At 54.1% G+C, this 23,038-nt stretch carries 16 protein-coding genes; 6 read left to right on the plus strand and 10 right to left on the minus strand.

Annotation, left to right across the window (positions count from 1 at the left end; genetic code table 11):
- The first annotated feature begins 69 nt into the window (after positions 1–69).
- On the plus strand, positions 70–891 hold the full coding sequence (gene cysE / locus C1N69_RS00630; RefSeq protein ID WP_008502718.1) for a serine O-acetyltransferase: 822 nt from the start codon (positions 70–72) through the stop codon (positions 889–891).
- 32 nt (positions 892–923) lie between these two features.
- Here the strand turns inward: cysE and trmL are convergent, their stop codons facing one another.
- The 10 genes from trmL to C1N69_RS00680 all read right to left on the minus strand — a co-directional run bounded on the left by trmL (position 924) and on the right by C1N69_RS00680 (position 16,831).
- Positions 924–1,394, minus strand: coding sequence for a tRNA (uridine(34)/cytosine(34)/5-carboxymethylaminomethyluridine(34)-2'-O)-methyltransferase TrmL (trmL, locus tag C1N69_RS00635; protein ID WP_025758428.1), 471 nt, complete (start codon positions 1,392–1,394; stop codon positions 924–926).
- Between the two features lie 45 nt (positions 1,395–1,439).
- Positions 1,440–2,780, minus strand: coding sequence for an MFS transporter (locus tag C1N69_RS00640; protein WP_047957462.1), 1,341 nt, complete (start codon positions 2,778–2,780; stop codon positions 1,440–1,442).
- 178 nt (positions 2,781–2,958) lie between these two features.
- A complete protein-coding gene (gene lldD, locus C1N69_RS00645; protein ID WP_155030515.1) occupies positions 2,959–4,146 on the minus strand; it encodes an FMN-dependent L-lactate dehydrogenase LldD in 1,188 nt (395 codons plus the stop codon).
- Complete coding sequence (gene lldR / locus C1N69_RS00650; RefSeq protein ID WP_025758422.1) at positions 4,143–4,916, minus strand: transcriptional regulator LldR; 774 nt, start codon at positions 4,914–4,916, stop codon at positions 4,143–4,145. Before lldR ends, lldD begins: the two co-directional genes overlap by 4 nt.
- Positions 4,913–6,568 carry an L-lactate permease gene (gene lldP, locus C1N69_RS00655; RefSeq protein WP_014882014.1) on the minus strand — a complete coding sequence of 552 codons (1,656 nt, stop codon included), beginning with the start codon at positions 6,566–6,568 and terminating at the stop codon, positions 4,913–4,915. Before lldP ends, lldR begins: the two co-directional genes overlap by 4 nt.
- 278 nt (positions 6,569–6,846) lie before the next feature.
- Entirely contained in the window at positions 6,847–12,411 is a 5,565-nt protein-coding gene (locus tag C1N69_RS00660) for a DUF3320 domain-containing protein (RefSeq protein WP_155030516.1), read from the minus strand.
- Positions 12,412–12,667: 256 nt separating this feature from the next.
- Positions 12,668–13,030, minus strand: coding sequence for a YibL family ribosome-associated protein (locus C1N69_RS00665; protein WP_008502724.1), 363 nt, complete (start codon positions 13,028–13,030; stop codon positions 12,668–12,670).
- A gap of 58 nt (positions 13,031–13,088) precedes the next feature.
- Positions 13,089–13,679, minus strand: a complete 591-nt coding sequence (mtlR, locus tag C1N69_RS00670) for a mannitol operon repressor MtlR (protein ID WP_025758418.1) — start codon at positions 13,677–13,679, stop codon at positions 13,089–13,091.
- Entirely contained in the window at positions 13,676–14,824 is a 1,149-nt protein-coding gene (gene mtlD, locus C1N69_RS00675) for a mannitol-1-phosphate 5-dehydrogenase (protein WP_275992104.1), read from the minus strand. The genes mtlR and mtlD overlap by 4 nt, the downstream gene beginning before the upstream one ends.
- Before the next feature lie 99 nt (positions 14,825–14,923).
- Positions 14,924–16,831, minus strand: coding sequence for a PTS mannitol transporter subunit IICBA (locus C1N69_RS00680; RefSeq protein WP_025758415.1), 1,908 nt, complete (start codon positions 16,829–16,831; stop codon positions 14,924–14,926).
- A 658-nt stretch (positions 16,832–17,489) separates the two neighbouring features.
- Between C1N69_RS00680 and C1N69_RS00685 the strand changes: the two genes are divergently transcribed.
- The 5 genes from C1N69_RS00685 (at position 17,490) to selB (ending at position 23,017) form a co-directional block, all read left to right on the plus strand.
- Positions 17,490–17,846, plus strand: coding sequence for a DUF3302 domain-containing protein (locus C1N69_RS00685; RefSeq protein WP_025758414.1), 357 nt, complete (start codon positions 17,490–17,492; stop codon positions 17,844–17,846).
- A gap of 2 nt (positions 17,847–17,848) precedes the next feature.
- Positions 17,849–18,985 carry an HlyD family secretion protein gene (locus C1N69_RS00690; RefSeq protein ID WP_025758413.1) on the plus strand — a complete coding sequence of 379 codons (1,137 nt, stop codon included), beginning with the start codon at positions 17,849–17,851 and terminating at the stop codon, positions 18,983–18,985.
- Positions 18,986–19,075: 90 nt separating this feature from the next.
- Entirely contained in the window at positions 19,076–19,684 is a 609-nt protein-coding gene (locus C1N69_RS00695; protein ID WP_025758412.1) for a glutathione S-transferase, read from the plus strand.
- A 103-nt stretch (positions 19,685–19,787) separates the two neighbouring features.
- On the plus strand, positions 19,788–21,173 hold the full coding sequence (selA, locus tag C1N69_RS00700) for an L-seryl-tRNA(Sec) selenium transferase (RefSeq protein WP_095441429.1): 1,386 nt from the start codon (positions 19,788–19,790) through the stop codon (positions 21,171–21,173).
- Positions 21,170–23,017, plus strand: a complete 1,848-nt coding sequence (selB, locus tag C1N69_RS00705; protein WP_155030517.1) for a selenocysteine-specific translation elongation factor — start codon at positions 21,170–21,172, stop codon at positions 23,015–23,017. The genes selA and selB overlap by 4 nt, the downstream gene beginning before the upstream one ends.
- Positions 23,018–23,038 lie beyond the last annotated feature (21 nt).

Here is a 23,038-nt window from a genome sequence, read left to right on the forward strand (position 1 = left end):
CCGTTATCACCTGAATGACCCAGCCAGCGCAGAACTGGCTGGTCATTATACTATCGTCTGGAGTTAGCAATGCCGTGTGAAGAACTGGATATCGTCTGGAATAATATTAAAGCCGAAGCCCGGGCGTTGGCCGACTGTGAGCCGATGCTGGCCAGTTTCTACCATGCAACGTTACTCAAGCACGAAAACCTCGGCAGCGCCCTGAGCTATATGCTTGCCAACAAGCTGGCATCCTCGATCATGCCCGCCATCGCCATTCGTGAAGTGGTGGAAGAAGCTTACGCCGCTGACCCGGAGATGATCGCCTCTGCCGCCTGCGATATCCAGGCCGTGCGCACCCGTGACCCTGCCGTCGACAAATATTCTACGCCGCTGCTGTACCTGAAAGGCTTCCACGCCCTGCAGGCTTACCGCATCGGCCACTGGTTATGGAATGAAGGCCGCCGCGCGCTGGCTATTTTCCTGCAAAACCAGGTTTCCGTAACCTTCCAGGTGGATATTCACCCGGCCGCGAAAATTGGCCGCGGGATCATGCTCGACCATGCCACCGGCATTGTTGTCGGTGAAACGGCGGTCATTGAAGATGACGTCTCGATCCTGCAGTCGGTTACTCTGGGCGGTACCGGTAAAACCAGCGGCGATCGCCATCCGAAAATTCGTGAAGGGGTGATGATTGGCGCGGGCGCCAAGATCCTCGGCAATATTGAAGTGGGGCGCGGCGCGAAAATTGGCGCGGGGTCTGTCGTGCTGCAGCCTGTGCCGCCGCATACCACCGCCGCTGGCGTGCCGGCGCGCATCGTCGGCAAACCCGACAGCGATAAACCGTCCATGGATATGGACCAGCACTTCAACGGCATTCACCATACCTTCGAGTACGGTGACGGCATCTGAGATTTTGCCCGGTGGCGCTGCGCTTACCGGGCCTACCTTAGAATGGCGCCCGGATACCCAAGCTGGCGCCATGCTTCATAGACCACCACCGACACTGCGTTCGACAGGTTCATGCTGCGGCTGTCCGGCATCATCGGAATACGGATTTTCTGCTCAGCGGGCAGGGCATCAAGGATTGTGGCGGGCAGGCCGCGCGTTTCCGGGCCAAACATCAGATAGTCACCCTCCTGATAGCTCACGGCGCTGTGTGCGGGCGTCCCTTTAGTGGTCAGGGCGAACATGCGCTGCGGCTTTTCGCTTTCCAGAAACGCGGCGTAATCAGGGTGGCGCACCACGGCGGTAAATTCATGATAATCCAGCCCTGCGCGGCGCAGACGTTTGTCGTCCCACGTAAAGCCCATCGGCTCAATGATATGCAGGCGAAAACCGGTGTTGGCACACAGGCGAATAATATTGCCGGTATTTGGCGGAATTTCTGGTTCGAATAAAACGATGTTAAGCATACTGCCCCCTTAATTGCGGGGGCAGAATAGCAGAAAAGAGAGGGACTACGCGACGCCGGGTTCCTGCAGGCGACAGCGCAGCATTTTATAGACGGTGGCCCCCGCAGCGACCAGTGCAGGCAGGCTGAGGATCATTAAAATACTGTCTGCCTGCCACTGCAGCGAAAGCAGTTGCGCGCTGGTCATGGTGCCCGCCACGCCGCCAAAACGGCCGATCCCCTGCATCCAGGCGATGCCCGTCGCGCGACATTCGGTGGGGTAAAAGGTGGCGGCCAGGGTTTGCATGCCCGATTGCGCACCGTTCATCGCGATCCCCATCAGGAATATCAAGGCGCCAAACAGGACGATATGGTTATGCTCAAGGCCAAGCAGCAGGATCAGCCCCATGGTCAGGACAAATCCTCCTGCGACCACTTTGTGCGCCTCCCAGCGGTCCATCATCCAGCCTGCGAGCAGAATGCCTGCGGTACCGCCAAAGGTGAACAGTGACGTCAGCCAGGCGGATTCCGTCAGAGCATAACCCATCCCCTGCATCAGCGTCGGCATCCAGCTCAGCAGGACGTAATAAATCACCAGCCCCATAAAATAGGTCACCCACAGCATCAGGGTGCCGGGTAGCCAGGGCATGGAAAACAGCTGCGCCACGCTCCCTTTTTTAGAGGCGACCCGTTCCTCCTGCAGGAAAAAGCCGGTCACGCCGTCCAGCGTGCTGCGGGCGAACCGGCTGGCGATGCGGCGGATCTGCATCACGTCTTTCCCGCGCTGCACCAGAAATTTCACCGACTCTGGCAAAAACAGCGCCAGCAGCAGCGTTAACATCAGCGGGGCAATCGCGCCGGTCAGCAGTACGCTCCGCCAGCCATGATGAGGAATCAGCCAGGAGGAGATCGCTCCGCCGCCCGCCGCGCCCAGCGGGAAACCGCAGTACATGGTGTTAATCGCCATGGCGCGACAGCGCTGAGGGGCAAATTCTGAGATAAGCGTGATAGCGTTAGGCATTGCCGCCCCCAGACCCAGCCCCGTCAGAAACCGCCATAGCGTCAGGGTGTTAAGGGTTTGCGCCCAGGCGGCCCCCAGGCTTGCAAGACCAAAGAACAGACACGAAAAGACCAGCACGCGCTTACGCCCCATTCTGTCCGACACCGGACCGGCGATCAGCGCGCCCAGTGACAGCCCCAGCAGCGCCGCACTTAGCACCGGCCCCAGATCCTGTTTATGGATACCCCATTCAGCCGACAGCGTAGGCGCAATGTAGCCCATCGCCGCCGTATCAAAACCATCGATCGCCAGAACCAGGAAACCCAGCACGATAAGAAGCCAGTGAAATCCTGAAAAGCGACTGTCATCGATCACCTGCTGAATATCCACCTTACCTGAATACGTCATACGCACCCCTCTGATGTAATGTTGTTTTTGTGTTCTTGTATTTGCTTGTCTATACAATTGCGGACGGCAGGGGGATGTCAAATTTTCTTATCCAATATGTTATCTGGATGTTATTTTTGGCATAAAAAAGCGCCCGAGGGGGGATCGGACGCGTGAGGGAAGGCAACGGGGGGAAGCGTCAGGCGGCGTTACTCTGAGCAAGGGGAGCCAGCGCTGCCGGTAATTTATTTAACTCCTGCACCAGAGAATCGTTACTGATTTCGCCGATCGTTTTCGCACCGGTCAGCGTCATCGCCACCTTCATCTCTTTTTCGATCAGGTTAAGCAGATTTGCCACGCCAGCCTGGCCGCTGGTGGCCAGCGCATACAGATATGCCCGACCCAGCAGCACGCTGTCGGCACCCAGCGCAATCATACGCACCACGTCCAGACCGTTGCGGATGCCGCTATCGGCCAGGATGGCAATATCGCCTTTCACCGCATCGGCTATTGCCGGCAGGGCGCGCGCGGAAGAGAGCACCCCGTCAAGCTGGCGTCCGCCGTGGTTAGAAACCACAATCCCGTCTGCGCCAAAGCGTACCGCGTCGCGGGCATCTTCCGGGTCGAGGATCCCTTTGATCACCATCGGGCCGTCCCAGAATTCGCGGATCCACTCCAGGTCTTTCCAGGAGATGGACGGATCGAAATTGTTCGCCAGCCAGCCGATGTAATCTTCCAGCCCGGTCGGTTTACCCAGATACGCCGAGATATTTCCCAGATCGTGCGGACGGCCGTTGAGGCCAACATCCCAGGCCCATTGCGGATGCGTTACAGCCTGCCAGTAGCGGCGCAGGGCGGCATTCGGGCCGCTCATGCCGGAGTGGGCATCACGGTAGCGCGCGCCGGGTGTCGGCATATCGACGGTAAAGACCAGGGTGGAGCAGCCCGCCGCTTTGGCGCGCTCCAGCGCGTTTCGCATAAAGCCGCGATCGCGCAGGACGTACAGCTGGAACCACATTGGGCGCTTGATGGTTGGGGCCACCTCTTCGATCGGGCAGACGGACACGGTAGAGAGGGTAAACGGAATGCCTTTGGCATCCGCCGCGGCGGCCGCCTGCACTTCCCCGCGACGGGCGTACATGCCGCACAGGCCTACGGGCGCAAGGGCCACCGGCATGGCGAGCGTCTCGTTAAACAGTTTTGTCTCAAGGCTCAGGTCAGACATATTTTTCAGCACGCGCTGGCGCAGAGCCACCTCCGAAAGATCTTCCACATTGCGACGCAGGGTATATTCGGCATACGCCCCGCCGTCGATGTAGTGGAACAGGAACGGGGGCAAAATGCGCTGCGCCGCGGCGCGGTAGTCACTGGCTGCTGAAATAATCATGCTTTGTTCTCCCTGGAAATATCACTGTCGCCAGGCAGACGGGTAATACGCGCCTGTCGTGCCTGGTCTTCATCGAATCGTTTAATGGTGGTGTGTACGAAGCCCAGATGCGCCATCATCGCTTTGCGCGCGGCCCCGGCATCACCGGCCAGAATGGCGTTGAGCACCGCCTCGTGTTGTTCAGTGAGCTGGGCAAACACCGGCGGGACCAGATACATGCGCTGGCGGCTCTGCTTCACGGAGGATTGCAGCAGGTCGAAGAAACCGCGCATGGTCTGGAGCAGCACCACGTTGTGCGACGCCTCGGCAATAGCCAGGTGAAAACGCACGTCCGCCTGGGAGGCGATATCCGGGTCGCTGCTTTGCGTGGCCTCAAAGCAGGCTTTGAGCTTCTCTTTGTCGGCGTCGGTTGCTCGCATGGCCGCGTGCCAGGCGGTACTGGTTTCGATGGCGTGACGCGCTTCAAGGATGTCGAAGCTGTAGTCCGGGTCGTTCTCCATCAGCGTTTTCAGCGGCTGCACGATGTTTTGTTCGGACCAGTCGTCATGCTGCCAGCGTACAAAGGTGCCGCCGCCGCGACGGCTCACCAGTACCCCTTCGCTGACCAGCGTGGCCAGCGCTTCACGCAGTGAGTTGCGTGATACGCCAAGCTGGGCGGCGAGCTGGCGCTCGGCGGGCAATTTCATGCCCGCTTCCAGCTGTTGTTCTTCAATCAGCGCCCGCACGCGAGAGGCAATCTCGTCGGACAGGCGTCTGGGCATCACTATCATGGGATCATCCAGGTTAAGACATAGGCCTGCAGGGTGGTAATCACCCCGACCATGCAGGTGAATATCAGGCTGTGTTTCACGGTAAAGCGGAACAGATCCGACTCTTTACCGACCAGTCCCACCGCCGCACAGGCAATGGCGATGGACTGCGGAGAGATCATCTTCCCGGTCACGCCGCCGGTGGTATTCGCGGCCACTAACAGCACGTCTGAGACGCCGATTTGCTGGGCGGCCGTCGCCTGCAGGGCGGCGAACAGGGCGTTAGACGAGGTATCTGAACCGGTCAGGAACACCCCCAGCCAGCCGAGGAACGGCGAGAAGAAGGTAAATGCGTGGCTGGTATGCGCCAGCGCCAGTGCCAGCGTCGATGACAGGCCGGAGTAGTTCGAGATAAACGCGAACGCCAGCACCATGCCGATGGAGTAGATCGGCAGCATCAATTCTTTAATGGTCGCCGCAAAGGTCTGCACCGCAGCGGCAGGCTTCATGCGCAGCCACACAACAGAAAGAATAGCGGCAAACAGAATGGCCGTGCCGGTAGCAGAGAACCAGTCGAATTTATAGACCGCGGCATACGGCGTGGCGGCGTGCACCACCGGCGGCATACGGGCGACCATCTTATCGAGGAACGGCACAGAGATGTTAATCACCATGTCATACAGCGCGCCACCTGGGGCAAACAGGGCCTTAAACGGCGGGATACTCCAGAGCGTCACCGTGGCAGTCAGGAACAGGAACGGCGACCATGCGCGGATGACCTGGCCTGCGGTATAGCCTGTACGCGCCAGGGTTTGATCGACCTGTGAGGCGCCCATATCGGCGAAGCGGAAAATACGTACCGGCTGCCAGCGCTTCAGGAACAGCGTCAGACAGACCAGCGAGACCAGCGAAGAGATGATGTCCGGCAGCTCCGGGCCGAGGAAGTTGGAGCTGAGGTACTGTGCAATAGCGAACGAACCGCCGGCGACCATCACCGCAGGCCACGTCTCTTTCACGCCGCGCCAGCCATCCATGATCGCCATGATCCAGAACAGGACGATAATGGTCAGGAACGGCAGCTGGCGGCCCACCATCTGGCCAATCTCAAAGCTGTCCAGCCCGGTCACCTGGCCTGCGACCAGAATCGGGATCCCCATTGCGCCAAACGCCACCGGTGCGGTGTTCACAATCAGACACAGTCCCGCGGCATACAGCGGGTTAAAGCCCAGCCCGACCAGCAGCGCGGCGGTGATCGCCACCGGTGCGCCGAAGCCAGCGGCCCCTTCAAGAAACGCCCCAAAAGAGAAGCCGACAATCAACATCTGCAGGCGCTGGTCCGGCGTGATGGAGAGAATCGACGAGCGGATGATGTCGAACTGCCCGGTTTTCACCGAGATTTTATAGACAAACACCGCCGCGATGATGATCCACGCAATTGGCCACAGGCCGTAGAAGAAACCGTAGACGACGGAGGCCAGGGCGCGATCGACCGGCATTTTGTAGAAGAACAGCGCCACCAGCAGCGCGATGGCGACGGTGTACGTCGCGGCAAGGTAGCCCTTCAGCTTGAGCTTAATCAGCGCAAAGAAGAAGAACAGGATCGGTAGCGATGCGATCAGGCTCGACAGCCAGATATTTCCGGCCGGGTCGTAGTTTTGTTGCCAGAGGCTCATGCAGGTCTCCTGAGGACCAGACAGCCTGCGCTGCGGGTGAGTCTCCGCTCATCTCTGCGTCACAGTCTGTGTAAAAGTGGTCCTGCCAATATTGTGTTGTAGGGTTAATGACAATGAATGGTTAACCAGATGTTATGAGCTAGCAATGGTTTTGTGAGCGAAAATGATGGAATTGTGAACCAGGGAAGAAAGAAAAGGGGGATTGGTTGGGCCAATTTTTTATGGGGCTCCACTATATGGTAGTGGGCCCCATAAAAGGGTTAATAGATGAACATGAATTAAACAGCGTTCTGAACGGAGGCGGTATCTCCGATAACAATCAAACCATCTTGTTGCTTAAGACGGTTATCGTTAATTTCCTGCTCAATGACTTCGGAGATCACTTTTCGAAGAACACTACTGGTCGATTTAAAACCAAGCATCCTTGAAATGGATGTAATGATCTCATCTTCAGTTGCACCCAGACTTGTGCTAACGATGTCAAACACACCTGAAGCGATTTCTACAGGTGCGATCAATTCTGGTTTACGGACGCCTGCAGATAAGACGTTCTGTCTGTTGCGGAGTCGAATTGATACTTCTTTGTGTATGAAAAATTCATGCTCCTTATAAATCTTACCTCGTTTACAGGCAATTTGAGCTGCCTGGCTAACAACGCTTTCTATCCGTGCACCGGCTCGCTGCAATCCCCATGCTGAGCGAAGACGAGTGATTACTTCGTTCAAATGGATAGGTGATTCTGTGAAGACTATTTTTTCAACCATATCAGCAAGTATGCTGATTGGCGTTTCATGTAAAGCATATGAAAGATTGGCTTCGGGTTGTGCTTCTTCATAAATGATAGACTGGTCATTAGCGGAATCAGCTCTATCAAAACCAACCTCAATAACGTCTTCTCGTTCAACGGTGACGATATCTACAGGAACGGCTCGGGAACGACCGTATGTATGTTCTGCTCTACTATTCAGTTCTCTTTTTGCATTTTCAATAGCATTAATAACTTTTTGCAATTGCTCCTCAGGTCTTTGGAACCAATCAGTACTCCAGATTCGGTGTATGATCCATCCATGATCTTCCAGAACGGCCTGACGTAAACGATCACGCTCTCTTGCAGAACGAGAGGAATGATAAGCGCTGCCATCACATTCAATCCCGAGAAGATACCGCCCCGGTAACTCAGGATCCGCAATTGCCAGATCGATAAAGAAGCCAGCGATTCCAACTTGTGGGTGCACCTGATAACCTCGGTTCTGAAGTGCTGAGGCGACCTGTTCTTCAAATACGCTGTCCATCGGACGTCCGGAAACGGTGGACACTGATAAACGTCCTGTGCGGGCATATTGAAGGAAGAGTTTGAACGCCAATACACCAACACCTTTTGCACGCTCGAGATCAATATCTTCATCGGTGATCGATGCAAAAACCTCACATCGGCGTTTCGCTCGACTAATCAGTACATTCAGCCGTCGCTCACCACCTTGTGAACCCAGAGGACCGAATCGCATTGCCAGATAACCTTGGTTATTACGCGCATATCCGACCGAGATCATGATGACATCACGCTCGTCACCTTGAATGTTTTCCAGGTTCTTAATGAAGAATGGTTCGCCAGGATGATAATTAAAGAAATCTTCATATTGAGGGTTTAAACGGCGGAGAATCTCTAATTCATCCTGAATAGCCTTACGTTGTGAAACAGAGAATGTTGCGACTCCCAGTGACAATTCAGGGTTCTGCTGTATATGTTCAAGAATTGCGGTAGCAATTCTTTTGGCCTCAATAGGATTGGCATTACCTGCACCTGATTCGAAAACACCGTTTTCAACATAATGGAATCGCAAACCCATACCAGCCTCTTCGGTATATGGGCTTGGGACAATAAACAATTTATTTTCGTAGAACTGACTATTTGAAACCGCGATAAGCGACTGGTGTCGACTGCGGTAATGCCAGCGAAGCATGCGCTGTGGCAAGCCTCTGGCAACAAACAATCCGAGTATGCTTTCGATATCTGCTACTTGCGTTGAATCCTCATCCCCATCATCGTTACTGGCTTCAGTCATACGAGAGAAGAAACTGGTTGGCGGTAATTGTCTTTCGTCGCCGACAACAACAACTTGCTGACACCGTGCAATTGCACCTATGGCATCGACAGGTTGAATCTGGCTGGCTTCATCCATCACAAGCAAATCAAATTTTTGCTTACCTGGGATCAAGAATTGTGCGACAGAGAGTGGACTCATCATCATTACTGGTTTGATTGCCTGAATTGCCGGGCCAGCTTTAAGCATCAATTGACGAATAGGCATATGGCCTCTTTTCCTCGCCATTTCAGCGCGCAGAACGCCAACCGGGCCTGCCGCTCCGGTTTTTGAAGGAATACGGCGATGATGTGCCCGAGCGACCTCAATACTTGAGCTCTTTATGCGGCGTAAATCCATTTCGGCAAAATACTGAACTTTTCGGTTATGAAGATCGCCGTCGAAGCGGGAAAGAGATGGCGTCTCTTTAACCATTAAACTGAACAGCGATTCATAATAGGCATATTCGACCGAGCTATAACAAGTGGATAATGGTAAGCGCCCATCCTCAAGCCGTTCTACCACTTCTGAGAGTCCCAGATTATTCGCCTGGTTGCGTCGGTGTTGCCAGGCAACCCATTTAGACAATTGCTCGGCATTTTCAATCCAGGAGATTAGTTTACTTAGGACGCTATCGATACGTAAATGCTGATTATCCAAATGGAATAATTCTTTGGTGGACGATTCGAGTTCGTTGTTCAGGTTTTCAAGTTCGTCAATAATTGAGACACGCGTCGCTGAAAGTTGATTCGCGGAATTCAGTAACTCATTACGATCATTTACGGTCGCGCAGACGAAGCGTAAGTCACCGTGATTTTCCATCCATGTATAACCGTTAACGAGATTGTGCCAGTTAGACCGTGTCTCTAGCCACGAATTACCAAATGCTGAACTTCCTAATTCGGATTGGGACTCAATGTCCTTCTTCTGATACTGCAATGCGATAATCTTCTTAACCAGCGTCAGGCGTTCACTGGGCCGATCTGCTGGATCTTTAAACACCTGATGTGATGTAGAGTCTATACGACTGAGTTTTTGAGCCAGAGCTTCAACATAGCTTAATGGAACTCGCTTAATAGAATAATGATTATCAAACCAAGATTCTGCAGTTGTGCCAAACGCTTTCCAAAGTTGTTTCAGTTCGATGGCAGCTTGATTAAGAAGCAGCTCCAGTTTCTGGCTAAGGTGCCTCAATGTTTCACGATCAGACAATTGGCTCGCAAGTAAACGTGCTTCTGAGCCAACATCTTTAAGTGTCGCCATCCATTCTACTAGTGCTTTCAAAGCACCGCTGTCACTGCTTTCACCACGCCAGTGTGAGCCAAAAGCACTGCTGCCAAACTCGCTAGCGTTGGCGATATTTTTTCGCAGTACTTGTGCCTGAATCACGTTATCCAAAAGCTCGATTTGCTGCTGAACAGGCAGATTTATATCGCGAATAAGAGAGCGGGAAAGCGCACGTGAACGGCGCCATTCACTATTCAATATTTTGAACATCCCTGTATGAATCGCGAGGTTATGACGAATTTGTGTAAGTTCGGTATCCCAAATGGTCTCCGAAACAAGAGGATCGATTTTCTGACGCAAAGCATGTAAATCAGCGATCGAATTGACCAACTCCCTGGCTTGCTCGACACCATGTTCCCATACAGACGCGACAAAGGCTTGTGGGCTCGCATCAGGGGCCTCTGCTACACGTATGCTGAGTTCAATCAGATTTTTGATTTCCTGAGATGAACGATACAGAGATTCAGTACCTAGCTCTTTAGTCAGATGGTTCACTGTTAATTGAATTTGGGGTATTAGCGGTAATAAGGCTCTGGAGGTCGAGAAGGCATCTGGTAAAAGGTCCTCCGGGATCGTTTGCAGCTCATCTCGAAATTCAAGAAGAGGGGTGTCAACCTGTTCATCATTAATTAGTTGTTTGATTTCATTTAAATCATTCTGATACGTTACACCCTGTTCAATTAGACTTTTTATTTCATTAAGAGAAGTAGACCAGACAGGATTTATTAGTGCAGCTTCCTCAAACTTGGGGGCCTGAGTTATGAGGTTAGCGATCTGAACGATTTTCTCCGCCTCGTTGAAATTTACGGGTTCAGGCGTTATCCCAACTCGTCCAGCAAGGGGCACGATAGTGCTTTGAAAATTATTTACTTTGTCCAGCAACGTAGTGATTTTTGGCATCAGGCGATCGAGCTCACCCGGTAAAACGGATTCTCTTTTTACGCCATTCCAGGGGTGATTACGGGGTAGTCCAATATCTTCAATTCGTTCAATAAGCTCTTTAACGAGATCCAGTCGTTTTATCAGATCGTTATTGTTCCATTCCTCGAAGCCATGAAGAATAAAGTCTGTAGGTGTTTGTCCATTTTGACGCAACCTTACCAATTGGCCAATCACCTGATAAGGGCTCAAACCCGAAGGTGTATAGACTTTGTGGAGGCGTGCTGGGTGCGCATTCAGGGAGTCACGGGCTTCGGTTAAGTTCTCTATCAATTCATCAGGAAATTCACCGCGAGGTGAGCCTAAATCCCACACTCGCTTCAACTCTTCAAGTAAAATCCGTTTATTGGCCTTATTACTGTGGAGTTCTAAACAAGCATCACCTACCCCTGTTTGATCTAAGCGCCGTTTGACCACTTCAAGAGCTGCCATTTTTTCTGCAACAAAGAGTACCGTTTTTCCATCCGCGATGGCTGAGGCAATGATATTGGCTATCGTCTGCGACTTACCCGTCCCCGGTGGCCCTTGTATAACAAGGTTTCTCCCTCTTCTTACTTCATGAATCGCGAGCGTCTGAGAGCTATCACTATCCATAATATGAAGCATATCTTTTGGCGAAATAATAGGGTCTATAGGACTCTCTTCTGAAAGAAGTCCATCGCTTTCATCGAACCCTTCCTCCATGAGCGCACGAATAAGGTATTGTGATGTGATCGCATCATCCTCAGGCCAGTTGGCAGGGTCAAGATCGCGATACATCAAAAACTTAGAAAAAGAGAATAAACCAAGAATTATGTCATTGGCCTTAACTTCCCAATCTGTTTTTATTGCTATAGCTTGCTGTACAGCCTCAAAGTAACCGCTTACGTTAATTTCATCATCATTAGATGGCAGTACCGGTAATGTGATCTGGTGTACGCGTTCAAGGAAGGCTTCCAGAGAGAGGTTAGGGATGATGTCTTCTGAGCGCGCTTTTAGCTTAAATCTTTCTCCTGCACTACCGCGCTCCAGGCTGACTGGTACAAGTATCAATGGGGCGTAACGGACATTCTCTTTATTGGCGGGATCTACCCACTTCAATGTGCCCAGTGCTAAGAAAAGGATGTTTGCGCCTTGCTCCTCTTCAAGCGTTTTGGAGTCGTGGTACAAATCGAGTAATCGAGTCTGCAATCCTTTAGGTGTTAAACGAGTCTGCAGTTTAGTATCAAGATGTTGCGATTTTATTTCTGTGTCTGATTCATCGAATTGATAAATAAAAGCTTTTTCTTCAGAAGGGCTATCTTCAGTCTCCAGATCGTCTTCTTTTCCTGATTTACCATGCAAAAAAGTGAACGTCTTTTTTTCATTAAACAGAAGGTTATAGACCTGTTCAGAACGCTCATCAATCACTTCCAGGAAGCGTGTATTCTTTGATCGCGGAATGTTGAGTAAGCGGTTCCTTGCCCCTAAATCCAGAAGTTCAGCCCTGGCTTTTTCAAGTTTTTGTTCTAAAGAAAGGGCGCTGTTTTGAAAGGTTGAGCTCTCAGTAGAATTCATAAAATTTATAACCTAATGCAATGACATACCATCACGCCAAGGAAGATATATTATATTTCAATGGCGTGCCGTGTGTATTAGTTAGATCGAAAGAAATGAATATCTACTTTACTCTTAAGGAAGGGAATTGTGAACCGGCAGATTTTACTGTTACATATTTACACTTGTGAGCAGTCATCTGATATTTAAGGCAAATACCCAATATATTCGCCTGGTGAATACATTGGGTCGGTTTGTGTTTAATTTAAATTAAATATCAGAACGCGGTCTTACAAAAACCCGTCATCTCTTTCAGGCCCATTTCGCGGCCAAGCTCGGTCATCGGGTGGACCACCACCAGACCACGGACGCTTTTCTTCAGCTTGCCCATGTCGGCCTGCTCTTTTTTGGTGATCGCGCGGCGGTGCGGCATGTTCATCAGCTTCTGCGCTTCTTTGCTCAGCTTCTGGCCTTTAACTTCACGCAAACGCTCGATCTCCGCTTCCAGCTTTGCGGTCTCTTTCTCAAGCTCGGCGTACTTCTCGGCGGAATCGACCAGCGAGAGACCAGCCATCTGGTGGCGGATCAGATCCAGACGGTCGCTCAGGCGTTTAATTTCGTTCTTTTCGACTTCTTTCATGACAAATAACTCTGAAAACGGGGAATTTACAGGGAAGGATACACCAATGTGAGCAGGCTTACTTCTGAAACGCTTTTTTTAAGCTGATTCGGGAAATCAGCTCAGTCAGGGAGAGGACCATTGTGGAACGGACAACCTGTTGATAACGCAACTTTTGCATCGCGTACAGCTCAGGGTCGCTGTTGTCAAAATGGGGGGCAGGGGGGAGCGCAGTGACGCAATGCAGCTCGCCAAAGGGGCCAAGGATCTCGTCATCGGTAAAGGTGTACTCATTACCGTCATGATTGAGCTCTTCGCGCAGCGCCATCAACAGCTCCGCATCTTCATACTCTTGTCGGTTCAGCACGCCAAGACCATAAATCAGCTTCAGACGCACGGATAAATCGCCCAGCGGCCCGTCGCCGTCCAGTAACGGTTCTACAGCATATTTTACCGCGTAGTCGTCTTTGCGGAACACCTGAAGCACCAGGATATTCACCGCCTCGGTTAATAGCTCGACGGCGGCAATCAGGAAGCTTCGTACGGTTTTGCCAGCATTCAGACGCTCAAGCACACGATTTTCAAAGGCCTGGGTTTGTTCCATTATTGCCTGCATATCTGACAATCTGTAATCAGGGCGCAGGATGACCTGCGCCTCACTGTGCATCATTTGGTTGCGTTGTATGCGTTAACCGCCTCCACAACCACGTCGCTGTTGGCGTCCAGACCGGAAATCTGCGCCAGCGCAGCTTGCGCGCCTTTGTCGTCAATCAACTGAGCCAGCTCAATCGCCTGGGGATCCTGCTCGCTGCGATAGTGCATCGCGGCGGCAATCCCTTTCACCAGGTTGGCGTGCGGCAGGCCGTATTCCAGCGTGCCCAGCAGCGGCTTAATCAGGCGATCGCCCGCGCTCAGTTTACGCAGCGGCTGGCGGCCTACGCGCTCAACGTCATCTTTCAGATACGGGTTTTCAAAACGACCGAGGATTTTCTGGATGTATGCTGCATGTTTCTCAGCATCAAAACCGTAGCGTTTGATCAGCACCGCGCCGCTCTCTTCCATTGCCCCTTTCACCACCGCACGGATCTTCTCATCAAGGATCGCGTCGCGAATGGTCTGATGACCGGCCAATTTCCCGAGGTAGGCGGTTATAGCATGCCCGGTGTTCAGCGTGAAGAGTTTGCGTTCGACAAATGCCATCAGGTTATCGGTTAATTCCATTCCCGGAATGGTCGGCAGCGTGCCTTTAAACTGGGTTTTATCAACGATCCACTCGCTGAAGGTTTCCACGGTCACTTCCAGCGGATCGTTGGTCGCAGATTCTGACGGCGGGACGATACGGTCAACGGCGGAATCCACAAACCCGACGTGCGCTTCCACCCAGGCTTTGTCTTCCTCTGCTACGGCGTTGAGCACGTGGCCTTTCAGCTGCGTGGTGCCGCGCACCATGTTCTCGCAGGCAATGATGTTCAGCGGGGTGTCGATGCCCTGCGCTTTACGTTTTGCCAGGCCTTTTGCCACCGCAGGGGCGATACGCTCCAGTACCACCGGGCCCACCGCCGTGGTGACCAGGTCAACGCTGGCGATAAGGTCGATAACGTCGTCGCCGATACTGCTTACCGCGTTGACGCCAGTGACCGTTTCCACCTGCTCATTTTCACCCACCACATGTACCTGGTAGCTATGACGGTCATTCAGGGCATCCAGAACGACCTGATTTACATCGGCGAATGTCAGCGTAATGCCCGCGTCTGCCAGCAGCTTGCCGATAAAGCCACGACCGATATTACCTGCGCCAAAATGTAATGCTTTCATAGTGTTAACCTTAATCAATGTTTTTACCCGAGAGGGCTGGGGTGAGGAACGTTTTCCCCTCACCCTAGCCCTCTCCCCGGAGGGGAGAGGGAAGAGAACTTATTTGTTCAGCAGAGCCAGCACTTCTTCCACGCTGGTGGTATTGGCCAGACGCTCAATGACAGACTCATCATCCAGCGCGTTGGTCAGGCTGGTAATCACCTGAATGTGCTCGTTGTTACGCGCGGCGATACCAATCACCAGACGGGCGATGTCGTCTTCTTCTTCACCGAAGCGCACGCCCTGCGGGTACTGACAGAATACGACGCCGGTTTTCAGAACGCGATCTTTCGCTTCCACCGTACCGTGCGGCACCGCGATGGATTCGCCCAGGTAGGTTGGCGTCAGTTTTTCACGTTCCAGCATCGCGTCTACGTATTCAGGCTGAACGTAGCCGCCTTTTACCAGCTGCTCACCGGCAAAGCGAATCGCTTCTTCTTTGGTTGCCGCAGTGCGACCGAGGAAGATGTTCTCCGCACCCAGTTTGAACAGGTGGGTATTGCTCTCGTCAAAGCTGTCCTGCAGGCTGGTGCGCACTTTCACTTCGTTATCTTCATGACGCTGCGCGGCCACCAGACGCTCGGTCAGGCTGGTGTACAGGCCGCTGTCGAGGAAGTTGGTCAGCGAAATATGCTGAGCCTGCGGTACCTGGCGCATGGCGCGCTCGGTCAGGTCGCGGTGCGTGATCACCAGGTCAACATCCGGTGGCAGGCTGTTAATGGCGCTGTTGGTCACGGAGATGTTGGTCAGACCCGCATCCTGCACTTTCTTACGCAGCACGCCTGCACCCATTGCGCTGGAACCCATGCCGGCATCACAGGCCACGATGATTTTACGCACGTGGCTCAGGTCGTTAGAGACATCGCCCGCGGCCAGTGGGGTCGCGCCTTTGGATTCGGCTTTCATGTCGTGCATACGACGGGTTGCTGCTTCGATGTCATCATCTTCTTTCACTTTGCTGGTTTTCAGCAGGATAGAAGAGACCACGAAGGAGACCGCCATGGCGGCAAAGATGGCCGCGATGTTTGCGAAGTAAGCCCCTTTTGGCGTCATTGCCAGCACCGCCAGGATAGAGCCCGGAGAGGCCGGAGACACCAGGCCACCGCCCAGCACGCTCAGGGTGAACACGCCGGTCATACCGCCGAGGATAACGGCCAGGATCAGACGTGGGTTCATCAGCACGTACGGGAAGTAAATTTCGTGGATACCGCCCAGGAAGTGGATGATAGCCGCACCGCCAGCAGACTGCTTCGCGCTGCCGCGACCAAAGAAGATGTACGCCAGCAGCACACCCATACCCGGGCCCGGGTTGGCTTCAATCAGGAAGAAGATGGACTTGCCGAGGTCGTGCGACTGCTGAATACCCAGCGGCGAGAAGATACCGTGGTTAATGGCGTTGTTGAGGAACAGGATTTTCGCCGGTTCAACAAAGATAGACGCCAGCGGCAGCATCTCGTGCGCCACCATGAAGTTAACGCCAGCCGCCAGAATTTTAGACAGGACTTCAACTGCCGGGCCAATGCCGAGGAACGCCAGAATCGCGAGGATCATCCCGATGATGCCCGCAGAGAAGTTGTTCACCAGCATTTCGAAGCCGGATTTGATCTTACCATCAACCCAGACGTCGAATTTCTTAATCGCCCAGCCGCCCAGAGGACCGGCAATCATCGCCCCGAGGAACATCGGCATATCCGCGCCGACGATAACCCCCATCGTGGTGATGGCCCCCACGACGCCACCACGGTCACCACCCACCAGACGACCACCGGTGAAACCGATGAGCAGTGGCAGCAGGTAGGTAATCATTGGGCCAACAAGTTTCGCCAGCGTCTCGTTAGGCAACCACCCTGTCGGAATAAACAATGCAGTGATGATACCCCACGCGATAAACGCGCCGATATTTGGCATCACCATGTTGCTGAGGAAACGACCAAAGCTTTGAACTTTGATCTTGAAATCGGATGACATAAAACACCCCTTCTTTTGTTTACGCTTAGGCTTGTGGCCCGAGGTTTATTGTTAATGTGCGGCGGCAGAGGTAGCCGGGCCCTGTTCTGATGCTGTGAAATCTGGCACTGAATCGTTCAACTGTCCAGACAGTGAAAATTTATGTGATTTGTGTCACGTAAATGTAGGGGGTGTGGTCAGTAATTGGGTGATCTGAATCACAAAATAAGTGGACAAAAAAAATACGATGGTGAGAATTAACGCAAAAACTACCATTTTTCGTGATATGCATCACATTTTGATTTGGCGTGTTTGTTTCTGGATTGTGATTGATTTCACAAAATATTTTTATGCAGATTTCTCCGGCTGCGATCGCCAGCAAACTCTGCTTTGCGATTCGGTGCCAGGCTGATACAGCACGACACGTAAAGCTAAAAAACCACTTTTGATGTGTGGTATGGCGAAAAGTTAAAAGGTGGGTTACGCTCATAATGTAAGGTTAAGTCTATTATTATTCAGGATATATTTTGACACGCTTATAAACTTGCAAGGAGATATTATAAAAATCCATACTCCCCGGCTCTGAAATAGTGAGCAAAAAACCGTTTTTATAAAAAATAATTAGGTTGCGTACTGTTTTATTAATTTAATGAGTTGACGTTGTTTAAGTGAGGAGAATATGTTTCTCAACTATTTTGCGCTGGGCGTATTGATTTTTGTATTTCTGGTTCTTTTTTACGGAATCATCGCCATTCATGACATCCCTTATAATATGGCCAAAAAGCGTAACCATCCGCATGCCGATGCTATTCACACGGCAGGGTGGATTAGTCTGTTTACGCTTCATGCCATCTGGCCGTTCCTGTGGATTTGGGCCACCCTGTACCGCGAAGATCGCGGCTGGGGTATGCAAAACCACATCACCAGGGCTGATGAGGTCCCGGGCATGGATGCGCTAGCCAAACGCGTGGCGGAACTCGAACAAAAGCTGGCCGCAGTAGAGCCTACTGCTGATAAGAACACGCTGGAGCGCTAATCATGGATCTGTTGATTATTTTGACCTACGTGGCATTTGCCTGGGCCATCTTTAAAATATTCCGTATTCCGGTAAACCAGTGGACGCTTGCCACCGCTACATTAGGCGGGGTGTTTATTGTTGCCGGACTTATTCTGCTCATGAACTATAACCACCCGTATACGTTTACGGCGCAAAAAGCGGTTATTTCCATTCCGATTACGCCGCAGGTGACTGGCGTGGTTAGCGAAGTGACCGATAAAAATAACCAGCTAATTAAAAAAGGCGAAGTGTTATTTAAACTGGATCCAGGCCGTTATCAGGCGCGGGTCGACAGACTGCAGGCTGACCTGGTGACCGCGACGCACAACATCGATAATCTGAAAGCGCAGCTGGCGGAAGCTGTCGCCAATACCACGCGCGTTTCCGCTGAGCGCGATCGCCTGTACAAAGATTATCAGCGCTACCTGAAAGGCAGCCAGGCGAAGGTGAATCCATTCTCTGAAAGCGATATCGACAACGCGCGGCAGAACTATCTGGCGCAGGATGCACTGGTAAAAGGCTCCGTGGCTGAACAGGTGCAGATCCAAAGCCAGTTAGACAGCATGGTGAACGGCGAACAGTCGCAGATTGCCTCCCTGCGCGCCCAGCTTGCCGAAGCGAAATACAACCTGGATCAGACCGTGGTGCGTGCACCGAGCAATGGCTATATCACCCAGGTGCTGATCCGTCCGGGGACCTATGCCGCCGCGCTGCCTCTGCGTCCGGTGATGGTCTTTATTCCTGAACAGAAACGTCAGATCGTGGCCCAGTTCCGCCAGAACTCGCTGCTGCGTCTGAAGCCGGGTGATGAAGCGGAAGTGGTGTTTAACGCCCTGCCGGGCCAGGTGTTCTCCGGTAAGCTCACCAGTATTCTGCCGGTGGTGCCGGGAGGAACCTATCAGGCGCAGGGCGCACTGCAGTCGCTGACGGTGGTGCCGGGCACGGATGGCGTACAGGCGCTGATTGAGCTGGAACCCAACGCCGAAGTCGATGCCCTGCCGGACGGTATCTATGCCCAGGTGGCAGTCTATTCGGACCACTTCGCCCACGTTTCGGTCATGCGTAAAGTGCTGCTGCGTATGACCAGCTGGATGCACTACCTCTACCTCGATCACTAATCCCTCCCGGGCAGGAATGCGACACGCAGACCTGCCCTTTTTTCATCGCTTGATCCATACTGACTTTTTTCCGGCATCAAGGATCAGGCAATGAAACTCATCGGTAGCTACACCAGTCCCTTCGTGCGAAAAATCTCGATTCTCCTGCTGGAGAAGGGGATTGAATTTGAATTCGTCAATGAGCAGCCCTACAACGCCGAAAACGGCGTCGCGCAGTACAATCCGCTGGGGAAAGTCCCCGCGCTGGTGACGGACGAGGGTGAATACTGGTTCGATTCCCCGATTATTGCCGAGTACATCGAACTGCTGGGCGTTGCGCCGGCCATGCTGCCTGCTGACCCAAAAGCGGCGCTGGCGGTGAAGCAAATTGAAGCCCTGGCCGACGGCATTATGGATGCGGCGCTCACCTCCGTGCGAGAACAGGCGCGGCCTGCTGCCCAGCAGTCAGAAAACGAACTGCTGCGCCAGCGGGAAAAAATCAGCCGCAGCCTGGACCGGTGCGAACAGCTTATCCGGGAGGGCAAGATCCACATCGACAGCCTGAACCTGGGGACCATCGCCATCGCCTGCGCCATCGGTTACCTCAACTTCCGCCGCGTCTCCCCTGGCTGGTGCGTCGACCGTCCGTTGCTGGTGAAACTCGCAGAATCGCTTTTTAGCCGCGAGAGCTTTGCCCGTACCGAACCGCCAAAGGCTTGACGCGGGTTATAACACTTCGCCGCGGGAGGGGGTACAATCTCTCCACATGTTAACTCCCTCTCCCGTCGGGAGGGGGGAAGATATTTACTCGCCAGGCGCTTTCATGACTACTCATCATTCGCTGTACAGCCAAATCCCCGCGACCGATCGTCTTCTTCGCAACCCCCGCATTCATGCCGCTGTTGAACGTTTCGGCCATACCGCGACGGTTGAGATGTTACGTCTGCTTCAGGACGAAGCCCGAGGTGCGATTCAGGCAGAAAACGCCTTGCCCGCCTGGTGTAGTGCGTGGGAGCAGGAAGTTGAACAGCGGCTGGAGGCGAAGGCGCAAAGCGCGTTGCGCCCGGTGATTAACCTGACGGGAACCGTGCTGCATACCAATCTGGGGCGCGCGCAGCAGGCGGAAGAGGCGGTGGACGCCGTGATGCAGGCCATGCGAGCGCCTGTGACGCTGGAGTACGATCTGGACGGCGCCGGGCGCGGGCATCGCGATCGCGCGCTGGCGGAGTTGCTGTGCCAGCTGACCGGCGCGGAAGATGCCTGCATTGTGAACAACAACGCCGCAGCGGTGCTGCTGATGCTGGCGGCCACCGCCAGCGGCAAAGAGGTGGTGGTGTCCCGCGGTGAGCTGGTGGAGATTGGCGGCGCGTTTCGCATCCCGGACGTGATGCGCCAGGCGGGCTGTACGCTGCATGAAGTGGGTACCACCAACCGCACCCATGCGAAAGATTATCGCGCGGCGGTAAATGAAAATACCGCCCTGCTGATGAAGGTCCACACCAGCAATTACCATATTGAAGGCTTTACCAAAGCTGTTGACGAGGCCGGGCTGGTGGCGATAGGGCATGAGCTGAATATACCGGTGATTGCCGATCTCGGCAGCGGTTCGCTGGTCGACCTGAGTCAGTACGGCCTGCCAAAAGAACCGATGCCGCAGGAGATGATTGCGGCGGGCGTAAGCCTGGTCAGCTTCTCCGGCGACAAACTGCTGGGCGGGCCGCAGGCCGGGATTATCGTGGGTAAACGCGAGCTGATTGCGAAGCTGCAGCAGCACCCGCTCAAGCGCGCCCTGCGTGCCGATAAAATGACGCTTGCCGCGCTGGACGCGACGCTGCGACTCTATCTCCATCCTGAGAAGCTGGCTGACCGCCTGCCGACGCTGCGTCTGTTAACACGGGATGCCGCCTCGATTCGCGCCCAGGCCGAGTTACTGCTGCCGCGCGTCGCCCCGCACTACCCCGATTTTGACGTTCGCATTGAGCCTTGCCAGTCACAGATTGGCAGCGGTTCGCTGCCTGTGGACAGGCTGCCGAGTGAAGCGCTGACGTTCACCCCGCGCGACGGGCGCGGCAGCCACCTTGAAGCCCTGTCGTCGCGCTGGCGTAATTTGTCGACGCCGGTGATCGGGCGGATTTACGATGGCCGGATGTGGCTGGATCTGCGCTGCCTTGAAGATGAAGAGCGATTTCTGGAGATGTTGTTGAAATGATTATTGCCACCGCCGGTCACGTTGACCACGGAAAAACCACGTTACTGCAGGCGATCACCGGCGTAAACGCCGACCGCCTGCCGGAAGAGAAAAAGCGCGGCATGACCATCGATCTGGGGTATGCCTACTGGCCCCAGCCTGATGGCCGCGTGCTGGGTTTTATTGATGTGCCGGGGCATGAAAAGTTTCTGTCTAACATGCTGGCGGGGGTAGGCGGCATCGATCATGCCCTGCTGGTGGTGGCCTGTGATGATGGCGTTATGGCGCAAACCCGCGAGCATCTGGCGATCCTGCAGCTGACCGGCAATCCGCAGCTGACCGTGGCGCTGACCAAAGCCGATCGCGTGGATGACGCACGCGTCAGCGAGGTGCGCGAAGCGGTGCAGGCGACCTTACGTGAATATGGCTTTGCCGATGCAGCGCTTTTTGTCACCGTGGCGACCGAAGGGCGAGGTATCGACGAACTTCGCCACCATTTGCAGCATCTTTCATCACGTGATCACGCCGGCCATCACCGTTTCCGTCTGGCGATTGACCGGGCGTTTAGCGTAAAAGGGGCGGGTCTGGTGGTCACCGGGACGGCGCTCAGCGGCGAAGTGAAAGTAGGCGATAGCTTATGGCTGACGGGCGTGAATAAACCGATGCGCGTGCGCGGCCTGCATGCTCAAAACCAGCCCACAGAGCATGCTCACGCCGGGCAGCGGATCGCCCTTAATATTGCCGGGGATGCGGAAAAAGAGCAGCTTAACCGCGGCGACTGGCTGCTGGCCGATGCCCCGCCTGAACCGTCTGAACGCGTCATTGTCTCCCTGCAGACGCATGCGCCGCTGACCCAATGGCAGCCGCTGCATATTCACCACGCGGCCAGCCATATTACCGGGCGCGTGTCGCTGCTGGAAAACGACCTTGCTGAACTGGTGTTCGATTCGCCGCTGTGGCTGGCAGACAACGATCGTCTGGTACTGCGTGATATTTCCGCGCGCGAAACGCTGGCCGGGGCGCGGGTGGTGATGCTTAACCCACCGCGACGCGGCAAGCGTAAACCTGAATATCTGCAGTGGCTGGCCGCACTGGCGCAGGCCAGAGAAGATGACGCCGCGCTGCGGGTGCATCTTGAGCGTGGGGCGGTGAGTCTTAAGGATTTCGCATGGGCGCGCCAGCTGAGCGGGGAAGGCTTACGACAGCTGACACAAGAGCCGGGCTTTATACAGGCGGGTAACCGCCTGCTCAATGCCCCGGTTGCCGCACGCTGGCAGCGCAAGATACTGACTACGCTCGCCACTTACCATGAACAGCATCAGGATGAGCCTGGTCCGGGTCGGGAACGTCTGCGGCGCATGGCGCTGCCAATGGAAGACGATGCGCTGGTGCTGCTGCTGATTGAAAACATGCGCGAAAGCGGGGCGATCAAAAGCCACCACGGCTGGCTGCACCTGCCGGATCACAAGGCCGGGTTTAGCGCAGAGCAAGAGGCAATATGGCAGAAAGTGGCCCCGCTGTTTGGCGACGAACCGTGGTGGGTTCGCGATCTGGCTCGTGAAACAAACGCCGACGAGCAGGTGATGCGTCAGGTGTTGCGCCATGCCGCGCAGCAGGGGCTGATAGTCGCGATCGTAAAAGATCGTTATTACCGTAACGATCGTATTGTTGCGTTTGCGAACCTGATCCGCGAGCGGGATCAGGCGCGGGGCTCCACCTGCGCAGCCGATTTCCGCGACCAACTGAACGTGGGACGCAAGCTGGCGATTCAAATCCTGGAGTATTTCAACCGCATCGGCTTCACCCGCCGTCGTGGTAACGATCATGTCCTGCGGGATTCACTGCTCTTTCCAGAAACACCGTGACCCCTGTCGTAAACACCGTTA

Origin of the sequence: Enterobacter sichuanensis, from assembly GCF_009036245.1 — a bacterium.
Classification (GTDB): Bacteria; Pseudomonadota; Gammaproteobacteria; order Enterobacterales; family Enterobacteriaceae; genus Enterobacter; species Enterobacter sichuanensis.